Source organism: Streptomyces sp. NPDC051364 (assembly GCF_040682115.1).
In the GTDB taxonomy this organism is placed as follows: Bacteria; Actinomycetota; Actinomycetes; order Streptomycetales; family Streptomycetaceae; genus Streptomyces.
Map to the genome: position 1 here is coordinate 425,545 of NZ_JBFBAH010000004.1, position 18,489 is coordinate 444,033.

Genomic DNA, 18,489 nt, shown 5'->3' on the forward strand with positions numbered 1-18,489 from the left:
CCGGCCCGGCCCGCCCTACTCGGCGGGCCACACCGGGAGCGGGCGCACGGCTTCGCGCAGGGCGCCCGCGATGGCCCGGAACTCCTCCTGGCGGGCCGTTCCCGTGCGCATGGCGAGCGCGATCCGCCGCGACGGCGCGGGCTCGGCGAAGTACCCGGTGGCCAGGTACTCGTTGCGGGCGGTCTCCAGCCGCAGCGCGGTGCGCGGCAACAGCGTCACCCCCAGTCCCCCGGCGACCAGTTGTACGAGGGTGGACAGCCCGGCGGCGGTCGTGGTGACGTCCGCCCCGTCGGTCCGGCCGGCTTCGCGGCAGATGTCCAGGGCCTGGTCGCGCAGGCAGTGCCCCTCGTCGAGCAACAGCAGTTGCAGGCCCCGCAGTTCCTCGCGCGGGATGTCCCTGCGCCCGGCGAGCGGGTGCTCCCGGGGCGCGAGGAGGACGAAGTCCTCGTCGAAGACGGGGAGTTCGGTCACTCCGGGGACGCCGAGGGGGACCGCGAGCAGCAGCAGGTCGAGCCGTCCGCCGGCCAGCCCGTCCAGCAGCGAGGAGGTCTGCTCCTCGTGCACCTGGAGGTCCATCCGCGGGTAGCGCCGGTGGAAGAGCCCGAGCACGGTCGGCAGCAGGTAGGGGGCGACCGTGGGGATCACCCCGAGCCGCAGGATCCCGGTGAAGGGGGCGCGTACCGCCTCGGCCTCCTCCAGCAGCCCGCCCATCGCGTCGAGGACCATCCGGGCCCGGGCCGCGATCCGCTCACCCGCCGGAGAGAGCAGCACCTTGCGGGTGGTGCGCTCCAGCAGCTGCACGCCGAGGGCCTCCTCCAGCGCGGAGACGGCGCCGGAGAGAGCCGGCTGGCTCATTCCGATGGCCGCGGCGGCGTCCCGGAAGTGCAGATGCTCGGCGACGGCCGCGAACGCGCGCAGCTGTGCGAGCGTCGCCTGCTTCGCTCCCCTATTACCGACAGCCACTGATAGGTACCTCCGATCACCCGCCTCGAGTCTAGCTATTTCCGTAATCAATCCTGCTGTGCCAGCATGTGAGATCCGTCCAACCCCCTCGGAAAACCCCCAAAAGGGCTCTTTTCCATTTCCGCAAGGAGAGCACGTGCTCACTGTCGGTGACAAGTTCCCCACCTACGATCTGACCGCTTGCGTCTCGCTCGAAGCCGGCAGCGAGTTCGCCCAGATCGACCACAAGACCTATGAGGGCAAGTGGCGCGTGGTGTTCTTCTGGCCGAAGGACTTCACCTTCGTCTGCCCGACCGAGATCGCCGCCTTCGGCAAGCTGAGCGACGAGTTCCTGGACCGCGACGCCCAGATCCTCGGCGTCTCCGGCGACTCCGAGTTCGTCCACCACGCCTGGCGCAAGGACCACGCCGACCTGCGTGACCTGCCCTTCCCGATGCTGGCCGACTCCAAGCACGAGCTCATGCAGGCCTGTGGCGTGCAGGGCGAGGACGGCTTCGCGCAGCGCGCCGTGTTCATCGTCGACCAGAACAACGAGATCCAGTTCACGATGGTGACCGCCGGTTCCGTGGGCCGTAACCCCAAGGAGGTCCTGCGGGTCCTCGACGCCCTGCAGACCGACGAGCTGTGCCCCTGCAACTGGAACAAGGGTGAGGGCACCCTGGACGCCGGCGCGCTGCTGGCCGGTGAGTGACGGATGTCCCTCGACTCCCTCAAGTCCGCCATACCGGACTTCGCCAAGGACCTGAAGCTGAACCTCGGTTCGGTCATCGGCAACAGCAACCTCCCGCAGCAGCAGCTGTGGGGCACGGTCCTGTCCTGCGCGATCGCCGCCCGCTCCCCGCGCGTCCTGCGTGAGCTGGAGCCGGAGGCGAAGGCGGCCCTGTCGCCGGAGGCGTACACCGCCGCCAAGTCCGCCGCCGCGGTCATGGCGATGAACAACGTCTTCTACCGCACGCGGCACCTGCTCTCCGACCCGGAGTACGGCACCCTGCGCGCGGGTCTGCGGATGAACGTCATCGGCAACCCGGGTGTGGAGAAGGTCGACTTCGAGCTGTGGTCGCTCGCCGTCTCCGCGATCAACGGCTGCGGCCAGTGCCTGGACTCGCACGAGCAGGTCCTGCGCAAGGCCGGCGTCGACCGCGAGACGATCCAGGAGGCCTTCAAGATCGCCTCGGTGATCCAGGCCGTCGCGGTCACCCTCGACGCCGAGGCCGCCCTCGCCGCCGAGTAGTCCCCCTCGTACGAGGTCCAGGGCCCCCGCAGCCGTTCCCGGCAGCGGGGGCCCTGTCGTTCCTGCGCCTGTCGTTCACTTGCGCAGGGCCGCCATCAGGGCGCGCATGTCCTCGAGCATCGCCGCCTGGACGGCATCCTCGTCCGGGTCCGGGGCGTCCTGGCCTCCGTACCATTCGACGGTGAGGCTGAACACGGCGCCCCCGTCGAGCACTTCGAGCCTTGAGCCACCGACCCGGCGGGTGAGCAGCGCCCGCTCGCCGAGCCCGGGAACCTGCTCCACCTCGCCGCCCGAACTCGCCATGCGCCCCAGGCCCATGAGGCCGGCGGGGTCCGCGCCGAACTCCGTGCCGGGATCGGCCTTCTTGTGCAACTGGACCGACACCTCGGCCCCGTACGACAGGCGGCCGTCGGCGTACGGCGCGCCGTGCTCGCAGTACGCCCAGTCGAGCGCGGGGTGCTCGTTGTGGCGCGCGTAGTCCCCGGTGAGCTTCACGGTGGACGCGGACACCGCGGTCAGCGGCACCTTGCACAGGTCCTCGACATGCCGGTACGCGATCCGCGGCGCGGGGTCACCGAAACGATCCTGCGCCACCAGGGCGCCGGCCCAGACGGCCGAGGCCAGTACGGCCCCGCCGAGCGCCCATAACCAGGCCGTACGAGGCCCCCTTACGCGCTCGCGCGGGGCGTCGGGCTCCTCCGCCGGCGTGGCCGGCCGGCCGGTGTCCCACTCCCCCTCGAGCTCAGGCTCGCTGATCACGCTCGGCCCCCCGCGCGGCCTGCTCGAACGCCGTCGAGCCGTGCGGACCGGGGCCGATCGCCGCTGCGCCGTGCAGGAGCTGGTCGCGGGAGTAGGCCCGCAGGTAGACGACCACCGTGTTGGTGACGGCGACCAGCGGGACCGCGACGACCGCGCCGCCGATGCCCGCGATCATGCCGCCCGCGGCCACCGACAGGACCACCGCGAGCGGGTGCACCCGTACCGCCCGGCCCAGGATGAAGGGCTGGAGCACGTGCCCCTCGATCTGCTGCACGGCCAGCACCACGAGAAGCACCATCAGCGCGGTCCACGGCCCCTGGGTCACCAGGGCGACGACCACCGCGAGGGCGCCCGAGACCACCGCGCCGACGAGCGGGATGAAGGCGAACAGGAAGATGAAGACGGCCAGCGGCACCGCCATCGGCACCTTGAGGAAGTAGATCCCGAGGCCGATGAAGATGGCGTCGATGAGCGCGACGAGGACCGTGCCGCGGACGTACGCCGTCAGCGTGCGCCAGGCGCGCGGACCGGCGCCCGCGACACCGGGGCGGGCGGCGGCCGGGACCAGGCCCTGCACCCAGGTCCAGATGCGCTTGCCGTCGTAGAGCAGGAACAGCGTCGAGAACATCGCGAGCAGGATGCCCGTGAGTACCTCGACGAGGACCGTCACGCCCTGGAGGCCGGCGGAGGTGATCTGCTCGGTGTTGGTGCCGATGGTCTCGCTGAGGTTCTTCGCGATGTCGTTGATCTGCTTCTCGGTCACGTGGAACGGACTGTCCAGTGCCCAGAGTTTGAGCTCGTTGATGCCGTCGCGGACGCGGGCGGAGAGGTCGTCGAGGTTCTCCATGACCTGCCAGACCACGAACCAGCCGACCAGCCCGATGACCACGAACCCGAGGATCGCGGTCACGGCGGTGGCGAGCCCGCGCGGCAGTCCGAGGCGGCGCAGCCGGACCACGAAGGGCTGGAGCAGCGCGGTGACGAGCAGGGCTGCGGCGAAGGCGAGGACGACCAGGCGGACTTCGCTGATCACCTTCATCACGACCCAGAGCATCCCGGCGAGCAGCAGCAGCCGCCAGCTGGCCTCGGCGGCGACGCGCATGCCCCACGGGACGACGCTCACCGGGTCGGGACGCCCGTGCAGGGCGGGCGGGTGCGGGTGCGGGTGGCCGGGCTGCTCGGCGGGAGTGCTGGGCGCCGGGGCTGCCGGAGCCCCCGCACCGCCCCGCGTGCCCACGCTCGTACGGGCGGCGCCCCCGGCGGTGACCGGGACCGGAGCGGCGAGGATGCTCTCCGCCTCGACCTCGGCCCGCCTTTCCTGGAGCCGCGCCTCCATGCGGCTCAGCCTGTTCCCGAGCCGGCCGAGCCAGCCTGCCCTCTTCGCCATGTCTTTCCCTTCCCCCGCCCGTGGACACACCTCGAAAGACCGTACACGCGAGGAGCCCCGCACCGTAGGACGGTGCGGGGCTCCCGGAGGTTGAGCGGGTGGCCGGTACTAGTACCAGCCGTTGGCCTGGTGGAAGCTCCAGGCGCTGCACGGGCTGTGGTAGCGCTCGTTCATGTAGTTCAGGCCCCACTGGATCTGGGTGGCCGGGTTGGTGCGCCAGTCGTCGGCGACCGAGGACATCTTCGAACCCGGGAGTGCCTGGACCAGACCGTACGCGCCCGAGGACGAGTTCACGGCCTTGTAGTTCCAGGTGGACTCCTCGTTGATGATGTTCGAGAAGCACTGGAACTGGCCGGCCGGGACGATCTGCCGGGCGATTTCCTTGACCTGGGCGACCGTGTAGGAGCTCTGGACGGCGAAGTCGCCGGCGCTGCGCGCCGCGGAGCGGCTGGCGACCTGCTCCTTCTCCTCGCGGTCCTTCTTCGCCTTCTCGTCGGCAGCCTTCTGCGCCTCGGCCTTCTTGGACTTGGCGTCCTCGGCGGCCTGGATGCGGGCGGCTTCCTCGGCGACGCGCTTGGCGTCGGTGTCGGCGCCCTGGGCGATGGCGTCGGCCTGCTGCGTCAGGGACGCGTTCTGGACCTGCGCCTGATCGCCGACCGGGATGTCGGCGAGGAGGGTCGCCCCGGACGCGGTGGTCTCGAGATCGTTCGAGGCGGGGTCGCCAGCGGCAACGCCCACGACTGCGCCGACGGTGGTGACTGCGGTGGCAGAAGCCACGGCGAATCCCCGGACCGAGATCCGGCTCACACGGTGTCCTTCCAGCAGCGTCCGCAGTGACCGGGCGGGCGCAATAGTGCCCCTCGACACTGGCCTCCGCGGTACTGCGATCACTGGAGGCGCGGGCCCGTGGGCAACTCCCTTACGGGGGCTGCCGCGTGGTGCTCGGGCGGCATACGGCGAACGACTGTGGAGTTGTGATGCTGCTTGTACCTCACGTTGGGACAACGGGAGATACTGGGGGTCCCCCCAGACGTAGTCGAGGGGGAGTGTGCCGTATGCGGGGCCTGACGGAAAACAGACTCTGCCGGACCCCGACACCGCAAGGCAATTCTCCGCTGCGTGGGAAAGGTCACACCTGGCATGTTGCTGTTGGTTTCGCCAAAGACCTGTGCAGCACGACGCCGCCCGGCTAGGCTCTCGCGCCTTTGCCGGGCGGCGCCAACTCACTATCCCGCTATGAGGGTTTTACCCCCTTCGCTCCTACAGGGACTCGAGCATCTCGGTGACCAGTGCGGCGATCGGGGAGCGCTCGGAGCGGGTGAGCGTGACGTGCGCGAAGAGGGGATGCCCCTTCAGCTTCTCAACGACCGCCACCACCCCGTCGTACCGGCCGACCCGCAGATTGTCCCGCTGGGCGACATCATGGGTCAGAACAACCCGCGAATTTGCTCCGATTCGGGACAGAACGGTCAGCAGGACATTCCGCTCCAGCGACTGCGCCTCGTCCACGATCACGAAGGCGTCGTGCAGCGAGCGCCCGCGGATGTGCGTGAGCGGCAGGACCTCCAGCATCCCCCGGTTCAGCACCTCCTCGATGACCTCGCGCCCGGCCACCGCCGAGAGGGTGTCGAAGACCGCCTGCGCCCAGGGGCTCATCTTCTCGGACGCGTCCCCGGGCAGGTAGCCGAGGTCCTGGCCGCCCACCGCGTACAGCGGCCGGAAGACCATCACCTTCTGATGCTGCCTCCGCTCCAGCACGGCCTCCAGGCCCGCGCACAGCGCCAGCGCCGACTTTCCGGTGCCGGCCCGGCCGCCCATGGAGATGATCCCGATCTCCGGGTCGAGCAGCAGGTCCAGGGCGATGCGCTGCTCGGCGCTGCGGCCGTGCAGCCCGAAGGCCTCGCGGTCGCCCCGTACGAGCCGTACGTTGCCGTCCGCGGTGACCCGGCCCAGGGCCTTGCCGCGCTCGGACTGGAGGACCAGCCCGGTGTGCACGGGCAGTTCGGTGGCCTCCGGTACGTACAGCCGCTCCTCGGAGTAGAGCAGGTCGACCTGCTCCCCGGACAGCGCGAGCTCGCTCATGCCGGTCCAGCCGGCGTCGGTGATCGCGAGCTCCGCCCGGTACTCCTCGGCGAGCAGCCCCACGGAGGAGGCTTTGATGCGCAGCGGGAGATCCTTCGAGACGACCGTGACGTCGTAGCCCTCGGCCTGGAGATTGCGGGCGACCGCGAGGATCCGCGAGTCGTTGTCCCCCAACCGGAAGCCGGCCGGCAGGACACCGGGGTCGGAGTGGTTGAGCTCGACACGCAGGGTGCCGCCCAGATCGCCCAGCGGGATGGGGGCGTCGAGGCGACCGTAGCGAACCCGGAAGTCGTCGAGCAGGCGAAGGGCCTGACGGGCGAAGTAGCCGAGTTCGGGATGGTGCCTCTTTGCCTCCAGCTCGGTGATCACCACGATCGGGAGCACGACCTCGTGCTCGTCGAAGCGGGTGATCGCGTTGGGGTCTGCCAGCAGGACGCTGGTGTCGAGGACATAGGTCCGCCTGTCGGGCAGGCGGCGCTTTGTGCTGGTCACCACGGAAGGACGTACCCCCTCGGAAGAGGTCGGGCCATGAAGACCGGACCGGTCATCGGCACCCATGCCGGGGCCGATTTCCGGCCCCCCCATTCGTCCGTGCGAACCGCACGTGCGTCCTGGTGCAAAGGGCCTCCCGGGCGGACGACCCCATGCCGTCCGCTGAGACTCGACACCCGTGGATCGGGCATCGACCTGAAAGGGATATTCCCCGATCAGGCCCGGCCATGCCATGGCATATGACGGACGCTCGGTGAATCCCTGGTGAAGGCCTTGCAGGGAGGACGGCCGGGGCCGGGGGGACCCCCGGGAGTACGGCGACGGCGCGCCACCGGAGGTCCGGGGCGCGCCGCGAGAGGTGCCGAAAAGTGCCGTACCGAGGGGCCGTCAGGAGCCGTAGCGGCGGTGGCGGGCGGCGTAGTCGCGCAGCGCCCGCAGGAAGTCGACCTTGCGGAAGGCCGGCCAGAACACCTCGCAGAAGTAGTACTCGGAGTGCGCGCTCTGCCACAGCATGAATCCGGACAGCCGCTGCTCGCCGCTGGTACGGATGACCAGGTCCGGGTCGGGCTGGCCGCGCGTGTAGAGGTGCTCGGCGATGTGGTCGATGTCGAGGATCTCGGCGAGCTCCTCGAAGGAGGTCCCCTTCTCCGCGTGCTCGAGCAGCAGGGAGCGGACCGCGTCGGCGATCTCCTGGCGGCCGCCGTAGCCGACCGCGACGTTGACGAGTATCCCGTCGATGTCGTGGGTGGCCTGCTCGGCCTCCTTGAGCACGGACTGCGTCTGTGCGGGCAGGATGTCGAGGTTGCCGACGTGGTGGACGCGCCAGCGGCCGTCCGCGGCGAGGCCCCGGACCGTGTTCTCGATGATGTTGAGCAGCGGGCGGAGCTCGACCTCCGGCCGGTCCAGGTTGTCCGTGGACAGCATCCACAGGGTGACGACCTCGACGTCGGTCTCGGTGCACCAGCCCAGCATCTCGGAGATCTTGTCGGCGCCGGCCTGATGGCCCTGCACCGTGGAACTCCCCGACGCCTTCGCCCAGCGCCGGTTCCCGTCCAGGATCACGCCGATGTGCTTGGGCGCCGCGTCATGGTCGAGGCGGCCTTCCACCCGGCGTGCGTAGAGCCTGTACACCAGGTCGCGCAGCTTCACGATCTTCCAGCCCCTCCGTGCAATGCCCCCGTGCGAAATGCGGTCCTTCCCCCGAGGCCGCCACATTACTGCGCAGCGGGATCGGGTACCCAACTCGGTCTGTCACAAGTCCGTGATAGGGAGGACAACGTGACTGATAACAATCCCTATCGGGCAGAGCCCTCGCGCTACGACTCCATGGAGTACCGGCGCACCGGCCACAGCGGCCTCAAGCTCCCCGCCATCTCCCTCGGCCTCTGGCACAACTTCGGTGATGACAAGTCCCTCGAGTCCCAGCGGGCGATCCTGCGCCGGGCCTTCGACCTCGGCGTCACCCACTTCGACCTGGCGAACAACTACGGCCCGCCCGCCGGCTCGGCCGAGCTCAACTTCGGCAAGATCTTCGCGCAGGACTTCGCGTCCTACCGCGACCAGCTGATCCTCTCCACCAAGGCCGGCTACTTCATGCACGAGGGCCCGTACGGGGAGTGGGGCAGCCGGAAGTACCTGATGAGCTCGCTCGACGCCTCGCTGAAGCGGATGGGCGTGGACTACGTCGACATCTTCTACTCGCACCGCTTCGACCCGGAGACCCCGCTGGAGGAGACCATGGGCGCGCTCGCGTCCGCGGTCCAGCAGGGCAAGGCGCTGTACGTGGGCGTGTCCTCGTACACGGCCGAGCAGACGGCCGAGGCTGCGCGGATCCTCCGCGAGATGGGCATCCGCCCCCTCATCCACCAGCCCTCGTACTCCATGATCAACCGCTGGACGGAGGACGACGGCCTGCTGGACACCCTGGAGGAGGCCGGCATGGGCTGCATCTCCTTCGCGCCGCTCGCGCAGGGGCTGCTGACCGGCAAGTACCTGAAGGGCATCCCGGAGGACTCGCGTGCCGCCGCGGGCAAGTCCCTGAGCCCGGACCTGCTGTCCGAGGACGTGGTGCGCCGCCTGGCGGGCCTGAACGAGATCGCGGCGCGGCGCGGGCAGTCGCTGGCGCAGCTGGCGCTGACCTGGGTGCTCCGGGACGAGCGGATGACCTCGGCGCTGATCGGCGCTTCGAGCGTGTCGCAGCTGGAGCAAAACGTGGCGGCTCTGGGCGGTGCGCCGCTCTCGGAGCAGGAGCTGAAGGAGATCGACTCCTTCGCCGTGTCCACCCCCGGCACCAACATCTGGGCCCAGCGCAGCTGACCTGCGGTTTTGCCCGGGCTGTGGTGGAAACAAAAAACGGGCCGGTCCGTGGGGGGGATACGGACCGGCCCGAGGGGGGGGTTCCACCATAACCCTTCGTAAAGCGATATGCGTGCATCGGCGCAAGATGATTACGCTCCGAAACCACCCAGCAGCACTCCGGTGAGGGCTCCGGCCGCCATGAAGGGGCCGAACGGAAACGCCGTCCGGCGGCCTCCGGGGCCCCGCAGCACAAGGGCCAGCCCGTACAGGGCGCCGTAGAGGAACCCGAGGAAGGCTCCGACGGCCCATACCCCCCATCCGTACCACCCAAGGATGACCCCGAGCGCGAGCGCCAGCTTGACGTCGCCGAAGCCCATACCGGCGGGGTTGATCAGGAACAGCAAGAGATACGCCCCTCCGAGCGCGCCCCCGCCGAGCAGCGCCCCCGTCCAGGACCCCCCGGCGCCGGGTACGAGGGCGGCGCCCCCGAGCCCGGCGGCAACCGCTCCCGCGAGGGGCAGGGTGAGCACATCGGGCAGCCGCTGCACGGCCAGATCCACCAGGGCCAGCAGGAACAGCAGGGGCACCACCCCGACGAACACCACCCCCTCGGGCCGCTCCCCGACAGCTCCACCCACCACCCCGCACACCGCCCCGGCCAAGCCGCCGCTCCACACAACGCAAACCCCGTACCGATGCGACGGCCCTGCCGGCTGCGACTCCCGCTGCGCGGTGCCGTCTCCCCGCCCCGCCCTTCTCCCGCTCACCGGGCTCTGCCCGGACCCGCGCCTCAACCGCCGGCGCGGCTGCATTCCAGCCCCGCCGGCGGTTGAGGCGCGAGGGTCCGGGGGCCGGCCCCCGGCAACGGCGCCGCACCCGGGCTCCGTACCGCCGGCACCATCCGGCCCCGCCGGCGATTGAGGTGCGGGGGCCTGGGGGCGGCGCCCCCGGCAGTAAGGCAGGCCCAGCCAGCCCCGGATGGGGTGACCCTCCGGGCAGCGGTCGCGCCACGCGGCATCCGGCTCGACCGCCAGGCGATACGCGGCCCGCGGCAGCAGCAGCCCCGCAGCCACCCCGTACACAACCGCGGCGACGGTGATCACTGACAGGCCCATCCGCCGACGGTAGGCGCAGACACCGGTACCTGCATGGGCCCGGGGGCCCAACCCCCCTACCCTGGCCGCCATGACCACCAGCAACGGCCTGCTCCGCCTCGGGCCGGACCGCGAACCGGTGCCCCTGGAGATCGCGGCCTCGTACCGGGCCCGCACCCGCGGCCTCCTCGGCCGCGACGGCATTCCCGGCGCCGCCCTGCTCCTCACCCCGGCCGGGAGCGTGCACACGTTCCGGATGCGGTTCGCGATCGACGTGGCGTACCTCGACCGCCGCCTGCGCGTCATCGCCCTGACCACCATGCCCCCCGGGCGGCTCGGGCTCCCCCGGCTCCGCTCCCGGCACGTCCTGGAGGCCGAGGCCGGGGCCATGGCCGTCTGGGGCCTGCACGTCGGCTCGCAGCTCCACATCGACGGACCGGACGGACCCGACGGACCGGACCCGTCTCAACTGCCGCTAGGCCCCGCGCGGCCGCGGCGGTAGGTTGGGGCGGTTGAGCTGGGGTCTCAGGGGAGCGGCATGACGGAGAACGCGCAAATCAAGGCGCTGGAGCAGATCATGCCGGCGACGCACGGCGCCGACGAGGACATCGACTGGCCGGCCGCGGAGGCCACCTGGCGCACCCGGTTCCCGGCCGATTTCATCGCCTTCATGGGCCGCTTCGGCGCCGGATCCATCAACGGCGAGGCCAGCATCCTGCTGCCCCTCCCCAAGCCCGGGCTGCAGTGGGATCCGGCCGAGATGGCCGAGGAGACCGGCAACGCCCGCCAGCTCTGGGAGGCGGAGGGCGGCCGGGCCGCCTTCGACGTGGACCCCGAGTCGATCATCGCGTGGGGCGTCACCGGCGGCTCCGACATCCTCTGCTGGCTCACCACCGACCCCGATCCGGACCGCTGGCCCGTCCTGGTGGTCGGCCGGCACACCGCCGACGCGTTCGCGGTCTATCCGTACGGCATGGCCGAGTTCCTGTACCGGCTCTGCGCCGACGAGTTCGACGTGAGCCCGGTCAGCATCACCTTCTGGGACGGCGGGCACCTCAGCTTCGTGCACTGGCGCAAGGCCCAGCGCCGCTGGCAGGAGGGCCGCAACCCGGAGACGGGCGAGCCCGACCCGTACGCGGGCGAGTTCGCCGACTGAGCTCCGGGCGCACCGGCCCACTGACCTGATCCGGACCCCCGACCCGTTCCGCAGCCCCAATGGGCCGGAATCGGGCCTTTCGGCATGTCTACGCGCGTCCGAATTGTTGATCACATATCGGAAAACACCAGCCGGAAAAGCCGCACTTGGAGCATTGACCACAAGTTCCGACCCAATGGAATCAACCGCCCTTCCGCAGGAGAGAATTCCGGCCAACGGGCCACGGACGGACACCCCAGCCCGGAGCAACTCATAAGCAGTAACGGGACTCAAAGAAATTCAGGGGAATACACCCGTGCGACGAAGAATCTTCGGCACGGGCGCGACCGCGGTCGTGCTCGGTCTGCTCATCCCGCTGGCCGGATGCGGCGGTTCAGACAACGGCGCAGGTGACAGCGGCACGCTGCACCTGGTCGCCGCGGAATACGGCGACAACCAGGCCACCAGCTCGAAGGCCTTCTGGGACAAGGTCACGGCCGATTTCACCAACGCCAACCCCGGCCTCAAGGTCGAGGTCCAGCTCCTGCCGTGGGCGGACATCGACCGTGAGGTAACCCGTATGGTCAAGTCCGGCAATGCGCCGGACATGGCCCTCATGGGCTCGTACTCGGACTTCGCGGCGCAGAACAAGCTCTATTCCGCGGACGAACTCCTCTCGGTGACCGCCGAGGCGAACTTCCTGCAGCCGCTCGCCGAGGCCGGCACGGTCGGCAGCACCCTCTACGGCCTGCCCTGGGTGGCGAGCAGCCGGCTCCTCTTCTACAACCAGGGCCTCTTCAAGCAGGCCGGCGTCAGCGAACCCAAGAACTGGTCCGACCTGAAGTCCGCCGCCAAGGCACTCAAGGACAAGGGCGTGAAGTACCCGTACGCCCTGCCCCTGGGCCCGGAGGAGGCGCACGCCGAGGCGATGATCTGGGAGCTGAGCAACGGCGGCGGCTACGCCGACAGCGCCGGCAACTACAACCTCGCCTCCGACCAGAACATCCAGACCTTCCGCTGGCTGAAGGACAACCTGGTCGGGCCCGGCCTGACCGGGCCCGTCCCGCCGTCCCAGCTCAACCGCGCCGACGCCTTCGCCGCCTTCGTGCGCGGCGAGGTCGGCATGCTGAACGGCTACCCGCAGCTCCTCCACGAGGCGCGCGCCAAGGGCATCGACGTCCGCACCGCGACCATGCCGGTCGCGGACACGCTCGGCTCCGGGGAGACTCCGCCGACCGTGGGTGTCGCCGACTGGATGATGGCGTTCAAGCAGAACGGAAAGCGCACGGAGATCGGCAAGTTCCTGGAGTTCATCTACCAGGACAAGAACCTGTCGGACTTCGCGGGCCGCTACCACCTGCTGCCCTCGACCGTCTCGGCCTCCCGCAACCCCTCCGGCGCCGGCCTCGACAGCAACGACCAGTTCTTCCTGACCGCCCTGCGCGGTGCCCAGCTGTACCCGGTGAACGACCCGTCCTGGGTGACGGTCAGCGACACCATCAAGCGCAACATCGGCCGCGCCGTGGAACCGAACGGCGACGCGAAGTCCGTCCTCGATGAGATCTCCGCCAAGGCGAACGAGGCCCGGAAGAAGCACTGAAAGTACTGAACTTCCCGCCCGACACGGGACTTTCGTCCCTGCCGCATCCCACCCCGTGCGGCAGAATGGCTGCTACGGCTCTTGATCCAAGGCCGCGGACCAGTCGCCCGCCGAGTACCCACAAGGTGCACGGGGCGGCCGGCCCTCTCCCTCCCCCCCTCCCCCGCCTCCGGGTCAGACCTTGCCGTTCTCCGACGAGAACGCCGTCCGGTGCTGCTCACAGCTGGAGTCCCAGCTCAGCGTCCCCGTGAGCGTCCCGTAGCCCGAGCGCGTGACCGACCACTCCACCGTGTACTCACCGGTGTCACAGGCGATCCGCTTGCCGCCCGGCACCTTGGCGCGCCCCGTCGCCGGCCGGTCCGCCAGCTCCTGGCGCACCTCGACCGCCTTGGCGTGGTCCGCGGAGCGCAGTACGGCGTGCAGGACGATCGGGTGCCTGCCGTCCTTGGTCGTCACGGCCTTCTTCACCAGCTTCGAGTCCGACACCGCCCAGCCGAAGTCGAACGAGGGCTGCCAGGCCAGGGTCTTGGGGTCGGCGACCTGCCGCTCGTAGTCGGGGGCGCCCGAGGGGCCGGGGCGGGTCACCGTCTTGTACCGGATCCCGGGGTAGAAGCGGAGCTGCCCTTCCAGCTTGTGCATCTCGTCCTTGGTCCACTGCGACTTCATCGTCTTCTCGCCGCCGGCCGGATCCTGCAGGTACGCACCGTCCGCGGCGGTGGCGGGCTGGCCGAGGGCGGGGGCGAGGGCCGCTGCGGCGGTGGCGAGGGCGAGGGCGAGAGCGGCGATGCGAGTGCGCTTCATGCCCGGTCCAACGGGGACCCGCGGAGGGCTGCAACGAGGCCGCGCGAGCTTTCACCCGTACGGGAGCCGCGCACCGGAATATCGCATGATCATCTTCCGTTCCACCGGGTGAAGCGACGACACCGAGCGACAGGGAGTCCCGATGAGCGCGAGTGCGGGTGTGAGTACGAACGTGTACGGCACGGTGGCAGCGGGCTGGGAGCCCGTCCGGGAGGAGTTCGAGGCCTTCGTCGCGGCCGAGGCGCACTCCCCCGAGGCGCAGCTGGCGGTGTACCGGGACGGCCGCCGCGTGGTCGACCTGTGGGCCGGCGAGGACACCGGCGCCGACACCCTGACCGGGGTCTATTCGATCACCAAGGGCGGCGCGCACCTGGTGGTGGCGCTGCTCGTACAGGACGGCGTACTGGAGCTGGAGCGCCGTGTCTCGGAGTACTGGCCGGAGTTCACGGGCGGCGGCAAGGAGCGGCTGACGGTGCGGCAGCTGGTCTCGCACCAGGCCGGACTGGTCAACACCGCCGAGGGCTTCGACTACGCGGAGATCGCGGACGACGCGCTGATCGCGGCACGGCTGGCCGCGCAGGAGCCGTACTGGGAGCCCGGGACGGCGTACGGGTACCACGCCTTCGTGATCGGCGCGCTGATCGGCGAGGTGGTGCGGCGGGCCACTGGAAAGTCCCTCCAGGAGGTGTTCGAGGAGCGGATTCGCGCACCCCACGGGCTGGACCTGTACATGGGCCTGCCGCAGGAGCTGGAGGGCCGCTGGAAGCCGGTCCTGGAGATGCTCCCCACGCCCGAACAGCTGACCGCGATGGCCGGGGCGGCCGTGCCGGAGCTGCTGCCGGTCGCCTTCAACGCGCATCGGGATCCGGCGATGGACCTGGTGGAGTACGGGAACCACCCGAAGGTGAAGGCGCTGGGCCCGGCGTCGGCAGGCGGCGTCGGCACGGCGCGCGGCGTCGCGGGGATGTACGCGGCCGCGATCAGCGAGGTGGACGGCCGGCCTCCGCTGCTGAAGCCGGAGACGGCGGCCGAGTTCGCGCGGCCCCACACCCCGGGCGAGGACCGGGTGACCGCCGAGGTGGACCACTTCGGGCTGGGCTTCGAGCGGCAGCACGCGGTGGGCCCGCAGGCCTTCGGGCACTGCGGGGCGTCGGGCGGGCTGGGCTGGGCGGACCCGGCGACGGGGCTCGCGTACGGGTATGCGCGCCGCCGGTTCGCCTTCCCGGGCGGGGCCGCGCCGGAGAACGAGCGCCTGACGGCGGCGGTGCTGCGGGCGGCCGCTGCACAGGGGACGACGGCTCAGGGGTCGACGGCTCAGGCCTGACCTGTTTCGAAGCGGCTGATGCGGCCGTTGTCGGTGACGAACCGCCAGGCGGTGCGCATCTCGCCCCACGTGTCGTTGCGGTAGTCGACGACGAGGGCGAGGCCGCCGTCGGACTCCTTCTCGACGTCCATGTGCCCGTTGGAGGACCAGACCTCCTTCTCGGCCCACTGGGCGACGTCGCGGTCGGAGCCGTCGTCGGACATGGTCGCGCCCTCGGTGAGGACGGCGCGGAAGGCGCTCTGGTCGCCCGCGTTCACAGCGGTGACGAAGGCGCGGACGGTGGGGTCGGTCAGCTGGCTCGGCGCGATCACGGGGGCCTCCTGGGGCGGTCGTACGGGCTCCGTACGGGGCTGTGTGCGCGACCAGGGAACACCGCGGGCGGCGCCGGGGCGGCGACCGTCACCCGTTCGCCGCCGGACGGCGTGTCAGGAGGCGTCAGGGGCGGTGCGGACGGGGAAGCCGGTGGGGCGGCCCTGGTCCTTCAGCCAGGCCAGCACCTGGTCGAGGGCCGCGACGGTCTGGGTGCGGTTGCCGCCGCCGTCGTGGAAGAGGACGGTCGGGCCGTTGCCTATCTCGGTCTTGACCGCGTGGACGATGGCGGCGACCCCGGGCTTCCCGAAGTCCTTGGTGTCGACGTTCCATCCGAGCGGGCGCATGCCGTGCGCGGCGGCGATGCGGCGGCTGTCGGGGGTGAACGCGCCGCCGGGGGCACGGTAGTACTCCACCTCGGCGCCGCCGCCCGCGGCGTCCTCGATCATCTTCTTCGCGTCCAGGATCTGCTTCTCCTGGTAGTCGACGGGCTTCTTGTCCATGGCCGTGTCGTGGTTCATGGTGTGGTCGCATAGCCGGTGGCCGCCCGCGACGACCCGCTTGACCAGGTCGGGGTGGGCCTTGGCCTGCGGCCCGATCATGCAGAAGGTCGCCTTCACGTCGTACTTCTTCAGCACCTCGAGGACCTTGGGGGTCCACTGGGGGTCGGGGCCGTCGTCGATGGTGATGTTGACGGCGTTGCCGCCGCTCTCGGAGGCGTGCGCTATGCCGTCGGGTATCTGCGACTGCGGTGCTCCGGCGTCGGCGCCTCCGGCGCCTTGGGCTCCGCCACCGCTCTTCCCCCCGCCGCCCTTCGCACCGTCGTCCTTCGCACCGTCGTCCTTCGCACCGTCGTCCGAACCGCCGCCCGTGCCACCGGTGCCGGTCTGGCGTGCCGCGTTCTCCTGCCGGCCGGGCCCCGGTTCCACGAGGGCCGTCACCCCCCACACCGTCCCGGCCACTGCGGCGGCCGCGGCCACGACGACTGCCCCGGCCCGGATGCCCTGCCTGTTCGCGCGCGCCATGAAGCCCATGAACCGTCCCCTCCCCGTCCGTTCCTGTGTGCGCTCTGCCCTCCAGGACGACCCTTGAAGCGGAGGGGTTCCCGCCAATTCCCCCATAAAATCCAGCTAATAGGACCTTGGTCCTTGATCGCCCCGATTTGGACCCCACCTGAAACAGGACGGAACCACATCAACCTCCCCCGCATCAGCCGCATTCACCGAACTCATGAGTACCCGGCTTCAGGGCAGGAAAAAGCCCGGCCCCGGCGGAAATCCGCCGGGGCCGGGCTGGGGAACGTACGGCTTTGTCAGTGCGAGAAGGACGCCTGCGGAGCCTGCGCCGCCTTGTCGCCGTCCGCGTCGCCGCCCTGGGCCGGGCCCGCGCCCCGCAGCGGGACCTCCTTGACGAACCAGGCGGCTGCGAAGCCCAGTACGGCGATGGACGCGCCGAGCAGGAACGCGGAGTGCGTACCGGCGGCGACCGCGTGCTGATAGGCGTCGCGCACCGCTTCCGGCAGCTTCGCCAGGCTGGCCGCGTCGAGCTGGGCGGAGCCGGCGGCCTGGGCGGCCTGCGGGCCGAGGCGCTCGCTCATGGTGTCCGTGACCCGGCTGGTGAACAGCGAGCCCATCAGGGCCACGCCGAACGAGCCGCCGAGCGTACGGAAGAGGGTGGCCGAGGAGGACGCGACGCCCATGTCCTTCATGTCCACGCTGTTCTGCGCGACCAGCATCGTGATCTGCATCAGGAAGCCGAGGCCGGCTCCGAGGATCGCCATGTAGACGCCGGACATCAGGCGGCTGGTCTCGGTGTCCATCTGCGCTAGCAGGAAGAGCCCCACGACCATGAGCGCGCCGCCCACGATCGGGAAGATCTTGTACTTGCCGCTGCTGGTGGTGATCCGGCCCGCGATCAGCGAGACGACCATCATCGAGAGCAGCATCGGGAGGAGCAGCAGGCCGGAGTTGGTGGCGGAGGCGCCCTGGACCGACTGCTGGAAGAGCGGGAGGTAGAGCACGCCGCCGAACATCGCGAAGCCGACGAGGAAGCCGATGACCGACATGAGCGTGAAGTTGCGGCTGCGGAAGATGTGCAGCGGCATGACGGGCTCGGCGGCCTTGGTCTCGGCGAAGAGGAAGGCGGCGATCGACACGATGCCGACGACGATCAGGCCGATGATCTCCCCGGAGCCCCAGGCGTACTCGGTGCCGCCCCAGGTCGTGACCAGCACGGTCGAGGTGATGGCGACGGTCAGCAGCGCGGCGCCCAGGTAGTCGATCTTGCCCTTTGCCTTCTTCTTCGGCAGGTGCAGGACGGCGGTGACCATCGCCAGCGCGACGGCGCCGAGCGGCAGGTTGATGTAGAAGGACCAGCGCCAGCCCATGTGGTCGGTGATGGTGCCGCCGACGAGCGGTCCGCCGATCATGGCGAGGGCCATCACGCCGGCCATCATGCCCTGGTACTTGCCGCGCTCACGGGGCGGGATCAGGTCGCCGATGATCGCCATGACGCCGACCATCAGACCGCCTGCGCCGAGGCCCTGGATGGCGCGGAAGCCGATCAGCTGGCCCATGTCCTGGGCCATGCCGCTGAGCGCGGAGCCGATCAGGAAGATGACGATGGAGGTGAGGAAGGAGCCCTTCCGCCCGTACATGTCGCCGATCTTGCCCCAGATGGGGGTGGAGGCCGCGGTGGCCAGCGTGTACGCGGTGACCACCCAGGAGAGGTGCTCCAGACCGCCGAGCTCACCGACGATCGTCGGCATCGCGGTACCGATGATCATGTTGTCGAGCATGGCCAGGAGCATTGCGATCATGAGGGCCATGAGGACGACTCGGACGCTGCGCGGCTTCACCCCCTCGGAGATCTCCGCCGCCTTTGTGTTTTGAGTCATGTCCACTCCCCGTTCACCCACGCACTCCGGACCCTTACTTGCCGCCCGGCTAGTTGACTACACTGGGGAAGGTAGACCCGTCACTAGCCGGGCGTCAAGTAAGTAGTTTGGGGAGAGC

General features: G+C 70.2%; 18 protein-coding genes. 7 read left to right on the top strand and 11 right to left on the bottom strand.

The genetic code is table 11. From position 1 onward, the window contains the following. Window positions 1-15: 15 nt before the first annotated feature. On the bottom strand, window positions 16-963 hold the full coding sequence (locus tag AB0M76_RS11685) for a hydrogen peroxide-inducible genes activator (protein ID WP_365952676.1): 948 nt from the start codon (window positions 961-963) through the stop codon (window positions 16-18). A gap of 136 nt (window positions 964-1,099) precedes the next feature. Between AB0M76_RS11685 and AB0M76_RS11690 the strand changes: the two genes are divergently transcribed. Then, on the top strand, window positions 1,100-1,654 hold the full coding sequence (locus tag AB0M76_RS11690; RefSeq protein ID WP_365952677.1) for a peroxiredoxin: 555 nt from the start codon (window positions 1,100-1,102) through the stop codon (window positions 1,652-1,654). Between the two features lie 3 nt (window positions 1,655-1,657). Next, window positions 1,658-2,194: an alkyl hydroperoxide reductase gene (locus tag AB0M76_RS11695; protein ID WP_365952678.1), complete on the top strand. Its 537-nt coding sequence runs from the start codon at window positions 1,658-1,660 to the stop codon at window positions 2,192-2,194. Between the two features lie 75 nt (window positions 2,195-2,269). Here AB0M76_RS11695 and AB0M76_RS11700 read toward each other — a convergent pair whose 3' ends face one another. The 5 genes from AB0M76_RS11700 to AB0M76_RS11720 all read right to left on the bottom strand — a co-directional run bounded on the left by AB0M76_RS11700 (window position 2,270) and on the right by AB0M76_RS11720 (window position 8,063). Then, entirely contained in the window at window positions 2,270-2,953 is a 684-nt protein-coding gene (locus AB0M76_RS11700; RefSeq protein ID WP_365952679.1) for a hypothetical protein, read from the bottom strand. After that, entirely contained in the window at window positions 2,937-4,340 is a 1,404-nt protein-coding gene (locus tag AB0M76_RS11705; RefSeq protein ID WP_365952680.1) for an AI-2E family transporter, read from the bottom strand. The genes AB0M76_RS11700 and AB0M76_RS11705 overlap by 17 nt, the downstream gene beginning before the upstream one ends. A gap of 108 nt (window positions 4,341-4,448) precedes the next feature. Next, window positions 4,449-5,165 (bottom strand): transglycosylase SLT domain-containing protein, encoded by a 717-nt coding sequence (locus AB0M76_RS11710; RefSeq protein WP_266672755.1) that lies wholly within the window; start codon window positions 5,163-5,165, stop codon window positions 4,449-4,451. Window positions 5,166-5,600: 435 nt separating this feature from the next. Then, window positions 5,601-6,917, bottom strand: a complete 1,317-nt coding sequence (locus tag AB0M76_RS11715; protein WP_365952681.1) for a PhoH family protein — start codon at window positions 6,915-6,917, stop codon at window positions 5,601-5,603. Window positions 6,918-7,301: 384 nt separating this feature from the next. Next, entirely contained in the window at window positions 7,302-8,063 is a 762-nt protein-coding gene (locus tag AB0M76_RS11720; RefSeq protein WP_365952682.1) for an isoprenyl transferase, read from the bottom strand. A 129-nt stretch (window positions 8,064-8,192) separates the two neighbouring features. On the opposite strand from AB0M76_RS11720, the gene mgrA reads away from it, so the two are divergent. Further along, window positions 8,193-9,230, top strand: a complete 1,038-nt coding sequence (gene mgrA, locus AB0M76_RS11725; RefSeq protein WP_365952683.1) for an L-glyceraldehyde 3-phosphate reductase — start codon at window positions 8,193-8,195, stop codon at window positions 9,228-9,230. A gap of 131 nt (window positions 9,231-9,361) precedes the next feature. On the opposite strand, the gene AB0M76_RS11730 is transcribed toward mgrA, so the two are convergent. Beyond that, window positions 9,362-10,327 (bottom strand): A24 family peptidase, encoded by a 966-nt coding sequence (locus tag AB0M76_RS11730; protein WP_365952684.1) that lies wholly within the window; start codon window positions 10,325-10,327, stop codon window positions 9,362-9,364. A gap of 70 nt (window positions 10,328-10,397) precedes the next feature. Here AB0M76_RS11730 and AB0M76_RS11735 point away from each other — a divergent pair, with 70 nt between their 5' ends. The 3 genes from AB0M76_RS11735 (at window position 10,398) to AB0M76_RS11745 (ending at window position 13,041) form a co-directional block, all read left to right on the top strand. Further along, entirely contained in the window at window positions 10,398-10,808 is a 411-nt protein-coding gene (locus tag AB0M76_RS11735; protein ID WP_365952685.1) for a DUF192 domain-containing protein, read from the top strand. Between the two features lie 36 nt (window positions 10,809-10,844). Continuing rightward, complete coding sequence (locus AB0M76_RS11740; RefSeq protein ID WP_365952686.1) at window positions 10,845-11,462, top strand: SMI1/KNR4 family protein; 618 nt, start codon at window positions 10,845-10,847, stop codon at window positions 11,460-11,462. A 295-nt stretch (window positions 11,463-11,757) separates the two neighbouring features. Continuing rightward, window positions 11,758-13,041 (top strand): extracellular solute-binding protein, encoded by a 1,284-nt coding sequence (locus AB0M76_RS11745; RefSeq protein WP_365952687.1) that lies wholly within the window; start codon window positions 11,758-11,760, stop codon window positions 13,039-13,041. A 174-nt stretch (window positions 13,042-13,215) separates the two neighbouring features. Here the strand turns inward: AB0M76_RS11745 and AB0M76_RS11750 are convergent, their stop codons facing one another. Next, window positions 13,216-13,842: a hypothetical protein gene (locus tag AB0M76_RS11750; protein WP_365952688.1), complete on the bottom strand. Its 627-nt coding sequence runs from the start codon at window positions 13,840-13,842 to the stop codon at window positions 13,216-13,218. 142 nt (window positions 13,843-13,984) lie between these two features. Here AB0M76_RS11750 and AB0M76_RS11755 point away from each other — a divergent pair, with 142 nt between their 5' ends. Further along, window positions 13,985-15,166: a serine hydrolase domain-containing protein gene (locus AB0M76_RS11755; RefSeq protein WP_365952689.1), complete on the top strand. Its 1,182-nt coding sequence runs from the start codon at window positions 13,985-13,987 to the stop codon at window positions 15,164-15,166. On the opposite strand, the gene AB0M76_RS11760 is transcribed toward AB0M76_RS11755, so the two are convergent. The 3 genes from AB0M76_RS11760 to AB0M76_RS11770 form a co-directional block, all read right to left on the bottom strand. Next, a complete protein-coding gene (locus AB0M76_RS11760; RefSeq protein ID WP_365952690.1) occupies window positions 15,157-15,477 on the bottom strand; it encodes a nuclear transport factor 2 family protein in 321 nt (106 codons plus the stop codon). The two genes, AB0M76_RS11755 and AB0M76_RS11760, sit on opposite strands and share 10 nt — an antisense overlap. A gap of 114 nt (window positions 15,478-15,591) precedes the next feature. Beyond that, window positions 15,592-16,500 carry a polysaccharide deacetylase family protein gene (locus AB0M76_RS11765; RefSeq protein WP_365952774.1) on the bottom strand — a complete coding sequence of 303 codons (909 nt, stop codon included), beginning with the start codon at window positions 16,498-16,500 and terminating at the stop codon, window positions 15,592-15,594. A 287-nt stretch (window positions 16,501-16,787) separates the two neighbouring features. Next, the gene (locus AB0M76_RS11770) at window positions 16,788-18,371 is read right to left on the bottom strand and encodes an MDR family MFS transporter (RefSeq protein ID WP_365952691.1); all 1,584 of its coding nucleotides are present in this window, start codon (window positions 18,369-18,371) and stop codon (window positions 16,788-16,790) included. Window positions 18,372-18,489 lie beyond the last annotated feature (118 nt).